A 16487-nucleotide genomic window follows, 5' to 3' on the forward strand; every position below is an offset into this window, starting at 1 on the left:
CCTATTCTTACTTTGTGCCGCTAGTAAACAAAACCGATGCCCGATCCTCCGTCGCCGACCGCACCACCGACGCCGCCGTCCGCCCCTCCGTCGAGGCCGCACCCGCCGGCCGCCGCTCCACCCGTGCGGCACCCGCAGACGCTCCGCGCGCCTGGTCGGCGGCCCGGCTCGCCCTGACCGCCTTCTTCGCCGTCGACGGCTTCCTGTTCGCGGCCTGGGTGGTCCGGATCCCCGACATCCGGGCCCAGGTGCACGCCTCGCACAGTGCCCTCGGCCTGGCCCTGCTCTGCATCTCGGCCGGCGCGGTCGCCACCATGGCCCTGGTCGGGCGGCTCTGCCTGCGGTACGGCAGCCGCCGGGTCACGGTCGCCTCGGTGGCCCTGCTCAGCCTCGCCGTCCCGCTGCCCGCGCACACCCACTCCGTCGCGGCGCTCGGCGCCGTGCTGCTCCTGTTCGGCATCGGCTACGGCGCCGCCAACGTCAGCATGAACAGCGCCGCCGTCGACCTGGTGGCCGAGCTGCGGCGCCCCGTGATGCCGAGCTTCCACGCCGGGTACAGCCTCGGCGGCCTGCTCGGCGCGGCCGTCGGCGGCCTGCTGGCGGGCACGCTCAGCGCGGCCTGGGCGCTCGCCCTCGGCGGTGCGCTCGGACTGGTGGTGACCGCCCTCGCCGGCGCCGTGCTGCTGCGCGGCGGCGGGACCACCGCCCCCGCCGTCCGCGCGGCCGCACCGGCCGCGGTGAACGGCCGCGGCGCCGGCGGGCACACCCGGCTGCTGGTCGTCCTCCTCGGCCTGACCGCCCTGTGCACCGCGTACGGCGAGGGGGCGCTCGCGGACTGGGCGACCCTGCACCTGACCGACGACGTCCACGCGAGCGCCGGCATGGCCGCCGCCGGCTACGCGGCCTTCGCCTTCGCGATGACGGCGGGACGGGTGAGCGGCACCTGGCTGTCGATCCGGATCGGCGCGACCCGGGTGATGCTCTTCGGCGGCACGACGGCAGCGGCGGGCATGCTGGTCGCGGCGCTGGTGCCGGCCGTACCGGCGGTGCTCGGCGGGTTCGTCCTGGTCGGCCTGGGCCTGGCGAACATCTTCCCGCTGGCGATCGGCCGGGCGGGCGCGGCGGGCGGCCCGCAGGGCGTCGCCACGGCCTCCGCCCTCGGCTACGCGGGCATGCTGATCGGCCCGCCGGTGATCGGCTTCCTCGCCGACGCCGTGAGCCTGCCGCTCGCCCTCACCAGTGTGGCCGCGGCCGCCGCCCTGGCCGGCGTCCTGGCCCTGGTGGTCGGCCGCCCGGCCCGCGGCTGACACCGACGGTCGTCGCGTCAGCGCCCTCGGCGGAACTCCGGCCCGCGCAGCCACCCCAGGGCCTCTGCCTCGACCTCCTCCGGGGTTCGTGGCCGCCGCGGTACGGGCGGGGCTCGGCGCCGCGGATCCTGGCGAGCAGCCACCGGGCGTGCGCGGGCGGGCAGGAGGAGTCCGCGGTGCCGTGCAGGACGGCCACGGGCACGGTGACGTCCGCCGGATCGAAGCCCCACGGACGCGCCAGCGCGAGATGGTCGTCCACCCAGCCGTCCAGGCCGTCCCGCCACATCGCGCGCAGCCTGGCCGGGCGCTCCGGGTCGCCTGGCAGCTCGGCCAGCGCCTGTTCGACCTCCCGGCCGTACCGCTGGAGGAACGGGCGCAGCACCTGTTCGCCCTGCGCGGCGTGCCGGAACTCCGCCACGCTCTGCGCCGACATCCCGGCGTGGAAGTCGAGGCCGTCCGCGTCGGCCGGGGCCACACCGGAGAGCACCGCGCAGCGGGTCACCCGATCCGGCAGCAGGGCGGCGCAGCCCAGGGCGTACGGGCCGCCGCCGGAGAAGCCGGAGACCGCGAACCGCTGCCAGCCGAGGCTGTCGGCGACCCGGCGCAGGGCATCGACGGTGTCGGCCACGCCGCGGCCGGGCCGCCGGGTGGAACCGCCGTAGCCGGGCCGGTCCACGGTCACCGCACGGATGCCGGCCGCGGCGAGCCGGGCGCGGGTGGCGGGCCGCAGCAGCCGGGTGTCGGGGGTGCCGCCCAGCATGAGCAGCGGCATGCCGTCCTCGGGGCCGTGCAGGCGGTAGCGGAGCACGCGGCCGTCCGGCAGTCGGAGGGCCGGATCCTCGGCCGCCGGACGGCCGGAGCCCTCGCCGAAGCCCTCGCCGAGGCGCTCGCCGGCGTCGGTGTCGGTGTCGGTACCGCAATCCGTGCCGGAGTCCGTCGTTGTGCCGGCGTCCGTGCCGGCCGGGTCGATGGTGGTCACGGCCGCGATTCAACCGGTCGGCCGACGGGTGGTCCAGGGGGCGTCGGCGGCCGCCCGCCCGCCACGGGTGGGCGGTTGCGGCGCCGCCCGGGCATCATGGGCGGTCGTGACGGCGCGGGCCGGACGCGGACGACGGGGGTGGCGCGATGCGGGTCCTGGTGACCGGTGCGTCCGGTTTCGTCGGCCGGGCGGTGGTCCGGCGGCTGGCGTCGGCGGGACACGAGGTGTGGGCGCTGCGCCGGACGGGTGCCGGTGCGGACGGCCTGCCGGTGGCCCGGGTGTGGCAGGCGGACGTCCGGGACGCCGCCGCGCTGCTACCGGCCCTGACCGGCGTGGACGCGGTCTGCCACCTGGCGGCGCTGACCCGCGGGCGGGAGTCCGCGGCCCGTCCCGAGGACCACGGCGCCGTGAATCTCGGCGGCACGGCCGCCCTGCTGGACGCCGTCCGGGCCCGTGGCGGTGACGGCCCGTTGGTGGTGTTCGCCTCCACGGCCGCGGTGTACGGATCGCCGGCCGCACAGCCGATCGGCGAACGGACACCGCCGGCGCCGGGCAACCCGTACGGGGCGTCGAAGCTGGCCGCCGAGGAACTGCTCGGGGAGCATGCGGCGGCCGGCCGGGTGTCGGCGGTGGCGCTGCGCTGCTTCAACGTGGTCGGACCGGGCGACACCGACGAGGCCCGGATCGTCCCGCGGGCGCTGGCCGTCGCGGCCGGACGCCATCCGCACCTGGAGCTGAACGGGGACGGCGGACTCGTCCGCGACTTCGTCCACGTCGACGACGTCGCCGAGGCCTACCGGCGGGCGCTGGACGCCGGGCCGCTGCTCGCGGCCCACGACGGCTTCCGCTGCTACAACGTCGGGGCGAGCCCGGCGAGCATGCGGGAGGTCGTGGCGGCCGTGGAGCGGGTGACGGGACGTCCGGTGCCGGTGGTGCGGCGGCCCGCGCAACCGGAGGCACCCGGCTGGTCGCCGACACCGAACGGATCACCCGTGAACTGGGCTGGCGGGCGGAACGGTCCGACCTGGACCGGATGGTCGGCGACGCGTGGACGGCCGCACCGCACTGACCCGCCCGGGCCGCCCGGGCCGCCCGCACTGACCGCAGTGACCGACCGGCCGACACTCCGGTGGCGTCGCCCGGGCGTCGGGGGCGCGCTCTGCGAAGCTCGACGGATGATCGACCGCATCCGCGCCGCCCTCGGCCGACCGGGCCTGCTCCGATGGACCGTCATCGTGCCCCTGCTGGCCCTGGTGCTGCTCGCCCTGACCTGGGGCAGGTCGCTGCCGGGTGCCGTCGTCGCGGTCGTCGCTGTGTTCCTGGCCGGCGCGGTGCTGGCGGCGGTGCACCACGCGGAGGTGATCGCCCACCGGGTCGGCGAACCCTTCGGGTCCCTGGTGCTGGCGGTGGCGGTGACCGTCATCGAGGTGGCGCTGATCGTGACGCTGATGGCCGACGCGCCGATCAAGAACGCCACCCTGGCCCGGGACACCGTGTTCGCCGCCGCCATGATCACCTGCAACGGCATCCTCGGCCTGTCGATCGTGATCGCCGCGCTGCGCCACCGGGTGGCGGTGTTCAACGCGGAGGGCACCGGCGCGGCGTTCGCCACCATCGCCACCCTGGCCACGCTCAGCCTGGTCCTGCCGACGTTCACCACCAGCAAGCCGGGCCCCGAGTTCTCCACTGCCCAGCTGACCTTCGCGGCCGTCGCCTCGCTCGGCCTGTACGGACTGTTCGTCACCACCCAGACACTGCGCCACCGCGAGTACTTCCTGCCGGTGACCGCCGAGGGCGACCTGCTGGAGAGCGACGACCACGGCGAACTCCCCACCGTGCGCGCGACGCTGACGAGCCTCGGGCTGCTCGCCGTGGCCCTGGTCTCGGTGGTCGGGCTGGCCAAGGGCGTGTCGCCGACCATCGAGTCGGCGGTCGCCGACGCCGGCCTGCCGTCGTCCGTGGTCGGCGTGGTGATCGCCCTGCTCGTCCTGCTGCCGGAGAGCATCGCCGCCCTGCGCGCCGCCCGCGCCAACCGGGTGCAGACCAGTCTCAACCTGGCCCTCGGGTCGGCGCTCGCCAGCATCGGGCTCACCATCCCGGCCGTCGCGGTGGCCTCGGTCTGGCTGAGCGGGCCGCTCGTCCTGGGGCTCGGGCCCACCCACATGGTGCTGCTCGCGCTGACCGTCGCCGTCGGCACCCTGACCGTCATCCCACGCCGGGCGACACCCCTCCAGGGCGCCGTGCACCTCGCGGTCCTCGCCGCCTACCTGGTGCTGGCGGTCAGCCCCTGACGGCCCCCCGCAGGGCCGGCGAGAAGCCGGCGCGCGGCCCGGCATCGACCCGGGAGCCGGCCCGGACGTCGGCGGCGATGCTGCCGCAGGCGGTGGCCGCCGCTCCGGTGAGCAGCAGGACGACGGCAGCGGTGAGGTGACGGGCGATCAGGGAGGCGTTCACGGGCCCGTCCTCCCACAGCGGGGCGGCCGGGCGGCGGCCGGGCCCCGCGCCGGGTCACTCCTGGCCGGGGATCCGCAGGTCCCAGCCGACCAGGGCGCGCAGCTGTTCGGCGGTGACGCCCTCCGGGACGGGCTGCGGGGCGTCGTGGCGCAGCGGCGGCTGCCAGCCGTCCTCGGCCGTCCAGCTGCGGACGACCTTGGCGGGGGCACCGGCGACCACGCTGTGGTCGGGGATGTCGCCGCGGACGACGGAGCCGGCGGCGACCACGACGTTGCGGCCGATCCGGGCGCCGGGCAGGATCACCGCGCCGGTGCCGATCCACGAGCCGGCGCCGATCTCGACCGGCTCGTTGCGCGGCCACTGCTTGCCGATCGGCAGATCGGTGTCGCGGTACTCGTGCGCCTGGTCGGTGATGTAGACGTTGGGGCCCGTCCAGACGTCGTCGCCGAGCACGATCGACTGGTGGCCGACGATGTGGCTGCCGCGGCCGATCACGCAGCCGCCGCCGATCCGGACGATCGGCTCGGGCCCGAGGTCCAGGCCGGGCAGGAAGCCGGCGGAGATGGTGACCCGCTCTCCGATGATCGAGAACGGCCCGATGGTGATCCACTGCTCGTTGAACACCGCACCGAGCGGGAAGGCCAGCTTGGTGCCGTCGCCGAGCTCGCCGAATCGGTACGGACCGGGGTTGCGGTTGGTGACCGCGCCGGTCTCCTGCACCCACCGCCAGGCCCGGTGGACCACACGGCCGGCCGCGCGGCGGCCCCGGGTGCGGGCGGAGTCTAGGAGGGAACGGGCGATCGGCATGCGATCACCGTAGCGGCCGCCGGGCCGCGCGGGGCTCCCCGGGCGATCAACGTCACACCGGCCGCTGGCAGACTCGGCGCATGGAGATCTCCGCGCACATCGAGGCGCTGCACCGCGAGGGCGACCTGCTGGCCGAGGCGGCCGCCGGCACCCCGCTGGACGCCGCCGTACCGACCTGTCCCGGCTGGCGGCTGCGCGACCTGCTGCTGCACACCGGGCAGGTGCACCGGTGGGCGGCCGCCCATGTCCGGGACAGCCTGGAGAAGCCGCTGGACGCTGCCGGCGAGCAGGCCGCCTGGGGCCCCGCCCCGGACGACGCCGACCTCGCGGCCTGGTTCCGCGCCGGGCACCGGGCCCTGGTGGGGACGCTGGAGCGGGCGCCGGCCGACCTGGCGTGCTGGAGCTTCCTGCCGGCACCGTCCCCGCTCGCGTTCTGGGCCCGGCGGCAGGCGCACGAGACCGCGGTGCACCGGGTGGACGCCGAGTCCGCCGCGGGCCGGGCCACTGCCGGGGTCGGGGCCGCGCTGGCCGAGGACGGCATCGACGAGCTGCTGAACGGCTTCCTGGTCCGGCCGCGGGCGAAGCTGCGCAGCGAGCGGCCGCGGACGCTGCTGGTGCGGCCCGCCGACCGGTCCCGGGCCTGGCTGGTGACGGTCTCCGCGGACCCGGTGCAGGTCGCGCAGGGTGCCGCCGGCGCGGCGGCGGACTGCACCGTCACCGGGCCGGCGGCCGACCTCTACCTGCTGCTGTGGAACCGGCTCGCGCCGGACGCCGTGCAGGCGTCCGGCGACCTCTCGCTGCTGGACCTGTGGCGGGAGACGGCACACGTGCGCTGGAGCTGACGGCCCGTCCGGACGGGCCCCGGCACCGGCGCCGCGCCGCCCGGACGGCGTCACCCCGTCACTGCGTCAGTTCCGTCACTGCGTCGGTTCCGTCACTGCGCCCACGGCGCCGGGCGGCGCTCCAGGAAGGCCCGCATGCCCTGCTGCGCCTCGTCGGAGCCGAACAGCCGCGCGGACTGGGCGACCCGCTCGTCGGCGTCGCGCTCGAAGGACTCGGCCACGGCGGCGTTGGCCAGCCGCTTGGACTCCGCGAGGCCCTGCGGCGAGCCGAGGCGGACGGCGTCCAGCAGCGCCTTCAGGGTCGCGGCGACGTCCTCGGCGGCCTCGGTGAGCAGGCCGATCCGGGCCGCCTCGGCGGGACCGAAGGTCTCGCCGGTCAGGTAGTAGCGGGACGCCGCGCGCGGGTCGAGCCGGGGGCGCAGCGGCAGCGAGATGACGGCGGGCGCCAGACCGAGCCGGACCTCGGTGAACGCGAACGTCGAGGCCGGGCCGGCCACCGCGATGTCGGCCGCACCGAGCAGGCCCAGGCCGCCGGCCCGGGCGTGGCCGTCGATGGCGGCGATCACCGGCTTGGGGCAGTCGACGATGGCCCGCTGGATGTCGACCAGTCCGCGCGGGCCGACCGTGGGGTCGCTGCCGGTGGCCTCGGAGAGGTCCGCGCCCGCGCAGAACACCTTGCCGGTGTGGCCGAGCACGACGGCACGCACCGCCGGGTCGGCGGCGGCCTCGGTAAGGCCCCGGGCGAGCTCGGCCATCAGGCGGGTGGAGAGGGCGTTGCGGTTGTGCGGGGAGTCGAGTTCGAGCGTGGTGACCGCGTCGGCGGTGGTGATGCGGACGAGAGGGCTCTCGCTGGTCATCGCGGCTGGCCTGCTTTCCGGCTGAGGGTGGGTCGGAGGGCTCGGAGAGGACTTTTTCACGCCGACCGGTCGGTCGGCCAGTGCCACCCCGGAAAACCGCTGGCCGAGGCCGGTGGCCGTGCACCAGCATCGGTGGCCATGTCCCTCCTGCTCCTCGCGCCCCGGATCAACGAGACCGGCCTGGCCCTGCTGACCGCCGCCCGCCGCCGCGGCCTGCGCGCCCACACCGCGCAGCGCTGGGACGTGCCGGAGGAGCTGGCCGGGCTCGGCCCGGCCCACCTCTACGGCGGCCCGCTGTTCGCGGACGCGGTCGCGGGCCGGCTCGGTGTGGCGCCGCTGGAGCCGCCGGACGGCTGGCTGGCCGGGCTCCCCGCGGAGCTGCTGGGCCGGCGGGTGGAGCACACCACGCTGGACGAGGCCCGGCGGCTGACCCGCCCGGCGTTCGTGAAGCCGCCGGGCGACAAGCTGTTCCCGGCCCGGGTCGTCCCGGACGGCTCCGCGCTGCCCGGCCCGGACGTGCTGGACCGCGACACCCCGGTGCTGGTCAGTGAGCCGGTGGTGTTCGCCGTCGAGTACCGGCTCTTCGTGCTGGACGGGTCGGTGCGGGCGGTGAGCCGGTACGCGGTGGACGGCGGCCTCGCGGTGTCCGCGGAGGTCGACCCGCAGGTGCCTGCGTTCGCCGCCCGGGTCCTGGCCGCGGGTGGCCTGCCGAGCGCGGTGGTGGTGGACGTCGGCCGGCTGGACACCGGCCGCCTGGCGGTGGTAGAGGCCAACCCGGCCTGGGCGAGCGGTGGTTACGCGGGCGACCCGGACGGGCTGCTGGATGTCGTCCTCCGCGCCGCCGGCCCGGCCGGGGCCCTGCCGGTGGCGGACCGGCCGTACGTGCGCGCCGTCCCCGAGGTCGTCCGGTAGCCCTCGCGGCGACCGGCCGCACCTGCGCGCGCCTCGGGGTGGTCAGGCTGCCGTCGTGGCGACCGGCCGTACCGGGACGTCGGCGGCGGCCCGGCGGGCCAGCGCCCGGCCGACGGTGGGCACCATCGCGAGGCTGGCGGCGGCGAACAGCGCGGCGATCGCCACCCAGCCGACCGGGCCGTGGCCGATGACCGCGGAGGTGACGAGCGCGGGGCCGAGCATCATGGCGGCCGAGAAGCCGGTGTTGAAGACGCCCTGGTACTCGCCGTGGGCACCCTCCTCGGCGAGGTCGTAGCCGAGCGCCCAGCCCGCGGCCTGCCCGAGCACCTCGCCCAGGGCCTGCAGGACGGAGCCGGCCAGCAGGCACACCACCGCGAGCCAGACGGGCAGGCCGTGGGCGCAGGCGAACGCCAGGCAGGACACCGTGACGAGCAGTCCGCCGCGGCGGAAGATCCGCGCCGCGGCGGCGGGCTCCTCGGTGCCGCGGGTGGCCCGGACCTGGAGGGCGACGACCAGGACGGTGTTGACGATCAGGCAGGCGGAGACCATCACGCGCGGGGCGTCGGTGTGCTGCACGATCCACAGCGGCACGCCGACCTCGATCACGGCGAACTGCAGGCCGAGGAGGCCGCTGAGGGCGGCGACGGCCAGGTAGGGCCGGTTGCGCAGCGCGGAGCCCGTGCGGCGGGCGGCGGGGGCCGCCGGGTCGTGCGGGGGCGGCCGGGGGTGGGCAGCAGGGCGTACATGACCGTGACGACGGCGAAGGTGGCGACGTCGGCCAGGATCGCGGCGGTGTAGGCGCCGCGGTTGTCGGCCTGGAGGGCGAGGGCGGCGAGGCCGGTGCCGACGCCGATGCCGACGTTGGTGACGACCCGCAGGTAGGCCCGGCCGGCCACCCGCCGGTCGGCGGGCAGCACCTCGGCGTAGAGGGCGTTGCGGACGGTGGCCGAGCCGCGGTCGGCTGCGGTGACCGCGCAGGCGAGCAGGACGAACGCGGTGAAGTTCCCGACCAGCGGGTAGCAGGCGGTTCCGACGGCCTCCAGGGCGACCAGCGCGACCAGCACGGGCTTCGTGCCCCAGCGGTCGGCGACCCGGCCGGCGGGGACGCCGATCAGCACGCCGCACAGGCCGGCCGCGGTCAGTCCGAGACCGACCCGGGCGGCGCCGAAGCCGAGGATGCGGGTGAAGTAGAGCGCGCCGAGGGTCATGAACAGCCCGTTGCCGAGGGTGTTCACCAGGGTGATCGCGGCCAGCCGGCGGATCACCGGATCGGGGTGCAGCAGGCGTGACGGAGCCCGGGACGTCGTCGACGCCCCCGAAGAGGTGGTGGTCATGCGCCGATCAGACCGCATCCGAACGGGCACCGGAACTCATTTAGGCTGGGGCTGACGAATGGGGGTCTGCGTGCACCACTTCCGGCTCGGACTGGAGGATCTGGCATCCGCGTCGTTCGCCTGCTCGCCGTTGCAGGAGGCGGTGCTCGGTCTGCGGATGTGGACGCATCCAGGGGTGTACGTGCACCAGACGGCGGACTTCGAGCGCCTGCGCCCGGCCTTCGAGGCCCTGGAGGGCGCCGAGCTGCTGCGCTCGCTGGTCGCCGGGGCCAACCGCTACGTGCCGGACTTCCTCACGCCGCGGCCGGCCACGCCGTTCCCGGACTTCCACGCGGAGCTGGCGGTCGTCCGCGCCCTGCCGCCGCACCGGCTGCGGATCGAGCTGGAGCGGACCTTCCTGCCGCACGACCGCGGACTGCCACCCGTGCTGGCGCGGGGGCTGGCCGATCCGGCCCGGCTGCTGGAGCGCATCGCGGAGGCCCTGCGCTCCTACTGGCAGGACTGCCTGGAGCCGCTGTGGTGGCCGCGGGCCCGCTCGGTGCTGCACGCCGACATCGTGCACCGCTCGCGGGTGCTGGCCGAGCGCGGCGCCGGCGCGCTCTTCTCCGACCTCGACGGCCGGCTGCTGTGGGGCGACGGCGTGCTGACGATCCGCCGGGACTGGGGCAAGCCGGATGCCGACATCGCGGTGGACGGCCGGGGGCTGGTCTTCACACCGACGTTCTTCGCCCGGGGCGCGATCACCACCATCAGCGACGACCACCCGCCGGTGATCACCTACCCGGTGCGCGGCCGGGCCACGATGGCCGGCCCGAGCGCGCCGCCGCCGACCTCGCAGGCGCTGGAGCGGCTCGTCGGCGCGCCGAAGGCCCGGCTGCTGGCCATGCTGGACGAGCCCACCAGCACCACCGAGCTCGCCCGGCGCCTCGGCGTCACCCCGGGCGCGGTCAGCCAGCACCTGTCCGTGCTCGCCGCCACCCGGCTGGTGAGCCGGGCCCGGCACGGCCGGGTGGTGCTGTATGCGCGCAGTCCGCTCGGCGACGAGCTGACCCGGTAGCCGGCCGGGCCGGCCGGCCGGCCGGCCCGCTCTGACTGATAGATCATCAACTCCCTTTTGGTATGGACCTGTTGACCGCAGTGGTCCAGTCCACCTACAGTTCCGGCAGGCTCCCCGGCACCCCTGTACGGCACCCCCACACCACACAGGGAGACCACCATGCGCCACCGGTCACCGCGGCCGGTCAGAGCCAGGATGCTGGCCCTGCTCGCCGCGCTCGCACTGCCGCTCGCCCTGCTCGCCGCCGCTCCCGCGCACGCCGCAGGACGGCTCACCGCCACCTTCACCAGTGCCGACAACGGCTCCTGGTGGAAGGGCACCTTCGTTGTCCGCAACGACAACGCGACCGCCGTCACCGGCTGGACCCTCGACTTCGACCTGCCCGCCGGCGTCACCCTCGGCAGCAGCTACAACGGCCAGGCCACCGTCACCGGCCGGCACGTCACCGCCGTCAACGCGTACTACAACGGCACCGTCCAGCCGCACGCCACCACCGAGCCGTACAGCTTCTGGTTCGTGGCCACCGGTCCGATCGCCGCCCCGACCGGCTGCCGGATCAACGGCGACAAGTGCGACGGCACCGCCGACGTGCCGCCCGGAGCGCCCGGCACCCCGCAGGTCACCGACACCACGGCGCACACCGTCGCCCTGAGCTGGCCGGCCGCCGCCGGCGGCGACTTCCCGGTCGCCTCCTACGACGTGCTGGCCGGCAGCACCGTGCTCGGCACCGCCACCGGCACCGGCACCACCCTGACCGGGCTCACCCCCGCCACCGCCTACACGCTGACCGTGCGGGCCCGGGACAGCCGGGGCAACACCGGGCCGGCCGGCCCCGCCGTGACCGCCCGGACGGTCGACCCGGCGAGCGACACCGTGCCGCCCACCGCACCGACCGCGCTGCACAGCACGGCCGTCACGTCCGGCAGCGTGGCCCTGGCCTGGACGGCCGCCACCGACAACCAGCGGGTCGCCGCCTACGACGTCTACCAGGGCGCCGCCCTCGTGCAGACCGTCACCGGCACCGCCGCCACCGTCACCGGCCTCTCCCCCGCCACCGCGTACACCTTCGGCGTCCGGGCCCGCGACGCCGCCGACAACGCGTCACCCGCCTCCGCACCCTCGCCGTCACCACCGCCGACCTGGTCGGCGCGGGCAAGTACGCCCGGGTCGGCTACTTCACCCAGTGGGGCATCTACGGCCGGCAGTACTTCGTCAAGAACCTCGACACCTCGGGCAGCGCCGCCAAGCTCGACGTGGTCAACTACGCCTTCGAGAACATCGACCCGACCAACCTGACCTGCCTGGCCGGTGTCACCAAGGGCACCACCGCCGACCCGCAGGACCCGGCCCAGGGCACCGGCGCCGGCGACGCGGACGCCGACTACTCCCGGCCGTTCAGCGCCGCCCAGTCGGTCGACGGGGTGGCGGACGACGGCTGGGCACCACTGCGCGGCAACCTCAACCAGCTGAAGAAGCTCAAGGCCAAGTACCCGAACCTCAAGGTGGTCGTCTCGCTCGGCGGGTGGACGTACTCCACGTACTTCTCGGACGTCGCCGCCACCGACGCCTCCCGGAAGAAGTTCGTCGCCTCCTGCATCGACGTCTGGATCAAGGGCAACCTGCCGCTCTACAACGGCGCGGGCGGCCCCGGCACCGCCGCCGGGATCTTCGACGGCATCGACCTCGACTGGGAGTGGCCGGGCTCGCCCGACGGCCACGCCGGGAACCACTGGTCGGCGAACGACAAGGCCGACCTGACCGCGCTGCTGGCCGAGTTCCGCACCCAGCTGGACGCCCTCGGCGGCCCGCACCGGCTGCTCACCGCGTTCACCCCGGCCGACCCGGTCAAGATCGGCCAGGGCTGGGACCTGTCGAAGATCTTCCAGTCCCTCGACATCGCCAACGTCCAGGGCTACGACTTCCACGGCGCCGGCAGCGACAACTCCTGGGAGCCGAACCGCACCGGCGACCAGGCCAACCTCTACGCCGACGCCCAGGACCCGTACGGCTTCCACTTCTCGGTGGACTCGGCCGTGCAGACCTACCTGGACGCCGGGGTCAACCCGCGCAAGCTCACCATCGGGCTGCCGTTCTACGGCCGGGGCTGGCAGACCGTCACCGACGGCGGGGCGCACGGCGAGTGGCAGGCGGCCGGCGGGGCGGCACCGGGGCAGTTCGCCGAGGAGGCCGGCACCCGCGGCTACAACAACCTGATCACCTCGGTGCCCGGCCTCACCGTCTACCACGACGCGCAGTCGGTCTCCACCTACGCCTACACCGGCGCGGGCGGGCAGTGGTGGACGTTCGACGACCCCTGGTCGATCGCGCAGAAGACCGCGTACCTGAAGTCCAAGGGCCTGCTGGGCGCGATGATCTGGGAGATGTCCGGGGACACCCCGAGCGGCACCCTGATCAGCGCCCTCGACACCGGGCTGAAGTAGCGGCCGCGGCCGGGCGCGCCCTCGGGGCGCGCCCGGTCGGCATCGGGAGCGGTGGGCGTCGGGACCGGGTCGGTCAGCGGCCGGCGACCGAGGCCAGCTTGCGTGCGGCCCGGTGCTGCCGCATGACCTGCGCGAAGGTGGTGTGCCCCTGCGTCGTCCGGGCGAACGCCCGCCACGCCGGGTTGACCAGGCAGACCGCCGCGTGGAACAGGTGCGGCCGGCGCTCGAACGCGCCCAGCATGACCTTGCCGGCCCGCATCTCCACACCCAGCCCGGCCTTGATCGCGAAGGCGTAGTTCAGCGCCTGCCGACGCACGTCCGCGCTGCCGCCCGCCTCGGCGACCTTCGCCGCCCACTCACCGGCCAGCCGGCCCGAGCGCAGCGCGTACGAGATGCCCTCGCGCGTCCACGGCTCCAGCAGACCGGCCGCGTCACCGGCGACCAGCACCCGCCCGCGGGAGAGCGGCGAGTCCTCCGCCCGGCAGCGCGTCAGGTGCCCCGACTCGACCGCTGGTTCGAAGCCCGACAGCCCCAGCTGCCGGATGTAGTCCGCCAGGTACTGCTTCGTCCGCTCGCCGTCACCGCGCGCCGAGATGACGCCGACCGTCAGCGTGCCCGAGTCGGTCTTCGGGAACACCCAGCCGTACGAACCCGGCAGCGGCCCCCAGTCGAGGTGGATCCGGCCGGCCCAGGCCCGGGAGACCTCCTCGGGCACCGGGATCTCCGCCTCCAGGCCGAGGTCGATCTGGTCGAAGGTGACGCCCACGTGCCGCCCGATCCGGCTGGCCGAGCCGTCCGCGCCGACCACCGCGCGGGCCTCGATCCGGCGCCCGTCCGAGGTCGTGACGAACACCGTCGCGGCGTCGTCCTCCTGCTGCTCGACACCGGTCGCCGTCACGCCGGTGACCAGCACCGCGCCGGCCTGCTCGGCGGACTGCACCAGGCGCAGGTCGAACTCGTCCCGGTTGACCAGCCCGAAGAGCATCGGCTTCGAGCGCCGGGTGCGGGTGAAGCGGCCGCCCAGCGCGAAGGTCACCGCGTGGATGCGGTCCTGCAGCGGGAGCTTGAAGTCGGGGGGCAGGGAGTCCCGGGACGGGCCGATGATGCCGCCGCCGCAGGTCTTGTACCGGGGGTGCTCGACCTTGTCGAGGAGCAGCACCCGGCGCCCCTGCACCGCCGCGGCGTGGGCGGCCGACGAGCCGGCCGGGCCGGCACCGACCACGACCACGTCCCAGACGCCGTCCAGCGGGTCGGGCCCGGCGGCCGGGTCGGCGAGGTCCTGTTCGAGGAAGCTACCGGAGTCAGTCACGATCGCCCATCCTAGACCCGCCGACCACCGCCGCCACCAGGGACGACGCGGTTGCGCGCCGCGGCCGCGCCGCCGACCCGGCGGGCAACCGGGCAAAACGCCCGTATCCCGTCATCGGGAGACACCTGACGGCGCCACAGCCACGGCCGTCACCCCCGTCGCACCGCGGCCCGGCGGACGGCGGCGGCCACCCGCACGCCGGCCGCCCAGCCGGCCGCGCCCACCACCAGGCCCGCCCCGGCACCGAAACAGGCTTCGTCGATCGCCCCGCGTTCGCGCCGGGCCAGCCGGTGGGCGGCGCCGAGTCCGGCCGAGCCCGCCAGCACGGCCGCCACGGCCGCGGGCCGGCCCCGGCGGACCGGCAGCGGACGCCGGCACACCCGCCCGGCCAGGACCGCCAACCCCAGGACGGACGTGCCGTACTGGAGCACCGTGCACAGCGGCACCCCCGCCACCGGCCGGGCCAGCACCGGCACCGCCCGCACCCCGGCCCGCCCCGGGTGGGTGAAGGAGTCCCAGGCCACATGGGTGGCTGCGCCGAGCGCCGCGGCGGCCCAGAACAGGCCGGGCCCGCCCTCGGCACCGGAGGGTGCGGGCCCGGGCTCCGGCAGCAGGGCCGTCAGCGGCCCGCGCAGCAGCCCGTGCCAGGCCGCCGCCATCGCGCCGGCGACCAGCACGTCGACGGTCGGCACCGCCCACCATCGGTGCGTCAGCGCACCCCGGCCGTAGACCCCCGGCAGCAGCGACTCGGCGAAGAACGGCACGTCGGGCGCCATCGACCCGGCGACCAGCCCGGACGCCGCCCACCGCCCGCCCGGCCGGCCCAGCAGCGGCAGCACGGCCGCGACATGGCTCAACGTGAACGGCACAGCCCCATCCTGCCCGTCACCGCGGCCCCGCGCCCGTGCGGCGTCGGCCCGCCGCCGGCCCCGGAGTCCGCCAGCGCAGCAACCGCCCGCCGTCGATCCGGACGAGCTCACCCGCCGGACGGTGGTGATGCACCGGGCGGAAGCCGGGCACCCTGCCGAGCCGCGCCCCGTCCGACGGGTCCCACACGTCCAGCCCGTCCGGGCCCGCCGAGAACAGCAGCCCGTCCGCCGCGAACAGCGGCCCGTCGGGGCCACCGAACTCCACGGCGCCGACCGCACTCCTGCTGCCCGACCCCGTCGGTTCCGACCGGCCCGCGTCGACGATCCGGACCCCGGGGGCCATCCGTTCGTCGTCGTCGCCGAGCCCGCCGATCGCCACCCGGCGGTCGTCCAGCCAGACGACCGGCCGGTTCCAGTGGTAGGACGCCTGCGCGGCGGTCGCCAGGCTCTGCCCGTCCTCCGACTCGTGGACGTCGGAGCCGAGCCAGGCCGGCAGGCTCCAGGTCGTGCACACGCCCTCGGGCGACCAGAACCACCCGTCGTCGGCGATGTACTCGCCCTCGGTCGAGACGTGCAGCGCGCCGTGGAAGAAGTCCAGGTCGTGCGCGGGCCGTTCGCCCGGCGCGGCCGGTTCGAACTCCCGGGCCGTCAGCAGCCGACCGGTCTCCGGGTCCGAGGCGTCGAGCCGGTTCCAGTCCGTCCGGTGGATCACCACCGGGCGGCCGCGGTACTCGGTGAACGCGAGCGCGAACGGCACGGTCTCCGCGTGGTAGGTGCCACCGTCCAGGGTCATCGTGCGGGCACCGGTCGTCAGGTCGAGGACCTCGCCGGTGGAACCGTGGTCGATCACCACAGCGGCGAACCGGCCGTCCGGGGAGGTGTGCAGACGCCGCCGCTGGACATGGCCCGCCCAGGGTTCGGCCGCCGCGTCCGGAGCGACCCGCGCACGCGCCACCTCCCGCCGGCCGCCGCCCTCGCTGTCCCAGCGGACGAGCCGGCCGTCCTCGTGCAGCAGCAGCCACACCGTGCCGGGACCGGGCAGCCCGGCCAGGTCCACGACCGGTACCGGGTCCTCCGGCAGCGCGGTGGCGCGGACGGTGCGGTCGAGCCCGACCGGCCGCTCACGGACCTCGGGCGCCCCCACCACCCCCGTGCAGTCGCCGTCGGCGTCGTCGAAGCACGCCTCGCAGACCACGCCGGTGGCGACCGCCGCGCCGTCCGCCACGAGCTGCGCGCACGCCCCGCAGAGCCGGTCGGCGGCCGTCCCGGCCCCCGTCCAGCGGATCGTGTGCACGGGTGGCCGGCCGTCCGCCGCGCGC

12 protein-coding genes and 3 pseudogenes are annotated in these 16487 nt (G+C 75.9%); 7 read left to right on the forward strand and 8 right to left on the reverse strand.

Features of this window, described 5'->3' with window-relative positions:
• Positions 1-14: 14 nt before the first annotated feature.
• Positions 15-1307, forward strand: coding sequence for an MFS transporter (locus ABEB13_RS09970; RefSeq protein WP_345705203.1), 1293 nt, complete (start codon positions 15-17; stop codon positions 1305-1307).
• Here ABEB13_RS09970 and ABEB13_RS09975 read toward each other — a convergent pair.
• The gene (locus ABEB13_RS09975) at positions 1234-2286 is read right to left on the reverse strand and encodes an alpha/beta fold hydrolase (protein ID WP_345705204.1); all 1053 of its coding nucleotides are present in this window, start codon (positions 2284-2286) and stop codon (positions 1234-1236) included. The genes ABEB13_RS09970 and ABEB13_RS09975 overlap by 74 nt on opposite strands.
• A gap of 146 nt (positions 2287-2432) precedes the next feature.
• Between ABEB13_RS09975 and ABEB13_RS09980 the strand changes: the two are divergent.
• Positions 2433-3089 (forward strand): annotated as a pseudogene (locus tag ABEB13_RS09980) (NAD-dependent epimerase/dehydratase family protein); the annotation flags it as partial.
• 372 nt (positions 3090-3461) lie between these two features.
• Entirely contained in the window at positions 3462-4577 is a 1116-nt protein-coding gene (locus ABEB13_RS09985; RefSeq protein WP_345709611.1) for a calcium:cation antiporter, read from the forward strand.
• On the opposite strand, the gene ABEB13_RS09990 is transcribed toward ABEB13_RS09985, so the two are convergent.
• Both ABEB13_RS09990 and ABEB13_RS09995 read right to left on the reverse strand, forming a co-directional pair.
• Complete coding sequence (locus ABEB13_RS09990) at positions 4567-4740, reverse strand: hypothetical protein (RefSeq protein ID WP_345705205.1); 174 nt, start codon at positions 4738-4740, stop codon at positions 4567-4569. The two genes, ABEB13_RS09985 and ABEB13_RS09990, sit on opposite strands and share 11 nt — an antisense overlap.
• Before the next feature lie 54 nt (positions 4741-4794).
• On the reverse strand, positions 4795-5547 hold the full coding sequence (locus ABEB13_RS09995) for an acyltransferase (RefSeq protein WP_345705206.1): 753 nt from the start codon (positions 5545-5547) through the stop codon (positions 4795-4797).
• 80 nt (positions 5548-5627) lie between these two features.
• Here ABEB13_RS09995 and ABEB13_RS10000 point away from each other — a divergent pair, with 80 nt between their 5' ends.
• Complete coding sequence (locus ABEB13_RS10000) at positions 5628-6389, forward strand: maleylpyruvate isomerase family mycothiol-dependent enzyme (protein ID WP_345705207.1); 762 nt, start codon at positions 5628-5630, stop codon at positions 6387-6389.
• A gap of 92 nt (positions 6390-6481) precedes the next feature.
• Here ABEB13_RS10000 and ABEB13_RS10005 read toward each other — a convergent pair whose 3' ends face one another.
• Positions 6482-7246 (reverse strand): enoyl-CoA hydratase family protein, encoded by a 765-nt coding sequence (locus ABEB13_RS10005; RefSeq protein ID WP_345705208.1) that lies wholly within the window; start codon positions 7244-7246, stop codon positions 6482-6484.
• 138 nt (positions 7247-7384) lie between these two features.
• Here ABEB13_RS10005 and ABEB13_RS10010 point away from each other — a divergent pair, with 138 nt between their 5' ends.
• Positions 7385-8158, forward strand: coding sequence for an ATP-grasp domain-containing protein (locus tag ABEB13_RS10010; protein WP_345705209.1), 774 nt, complete (start codon positions 7385-7387; stop codon positions 8156-8158).
• A gap of 42 nt (positions 8159-8200) precedes the next feature.
• On the opposite strand, the pseudogene ABEB13_RS40455 reads toward ABEB13_RS10010, so the two are convergent.
• Positions 8201-9510 (reverse strand): annotated as a pseudogene (locus tag ABEB13_RS40455) (MFS transporter).
• A gap of 52 nt (positions 9511-9562) precedes the next feature.
• On the opposite strand from ABEB13_RS40455, the gene ABEB13_RS10025 reads away from it, so the two are divergent.
• Both ABEB13_RS10025 and ABEB13_RS10030 read left to right on the forward strand, forming a co-directional pair.
• Positions 9563-10549, forward strand: a complete 987-nt coding sequence (locus ABEB13_RS10025; RefSeq protein ID WP_345705211.1) for an ArsR/SmtB family transcription factor — start codon at positions 9563-9565, stop codon at positions 10547-10549.
• Between the two features lie 159 nt (positions 10550-10708).
• Positions 10709-12990, forward strand: a pseudogene (locus tag ABEB13_RS10030) (glycosyl hydrolase family 18 protein).
• Between the two features lie 73 nt (positions 12991-13063).
• Here ABEB13_RS10030 and ABEB13_RS10035 read toward each other — a convergent pair.
• From ABEB13_RS10035 to ABEB13_RS10045, 3 genes are all read right to left on the reverse strand, one after another.
• On the reverse strand, positions 13064-14299 hold the full coding sequence (locus ABEB13_RS10035) for a geranylgeranyl reductase family protein (protein ID WP_380231238.1): 1236 nt from the start codon (positions 14297-14299) through the stop codon (positions 13064-13066).
• Between the two features lie 149 nt (positions 14300-14448).
• On the reverse strand, positions 14449-15168 hold the full coding sequence (locus tag ABEB13_RS10040; protein ID WP_345705212.1) for a DUF4184 family protein: 720 nt from the start codon (positions 15166-15168) through the stop codon (positions 14449-14451).
• A 16-nt stretch (positions 15169-15184) separates the two neighbouring features.
• Positions 15185-16462 carry a hypothetical protein gene (locus ABEB13_RS10045; protein WP_345705213.1) on the reverse strand — a complete coding sequence of 426 codons (1278 nt, stop codon included), beginning with the start codon at positions 16460-16462 and terminating at the stop codon, positions 15185-15187.
• Between the last annotated feature and the right edge of the window lie 25 nt (positions 16463-16487).

Origin of the sequence: Kitasatospora paranensis, assembly GCF_039544005.1 — a bacterium.
GTDB classification, from domain to species: domain Bacteria; phylum Actinomycetota; class Actinomycetes; order Streptomycetales; family Streptomycetaceae; genus Kitasatospora; species Kitasatospora paranensis.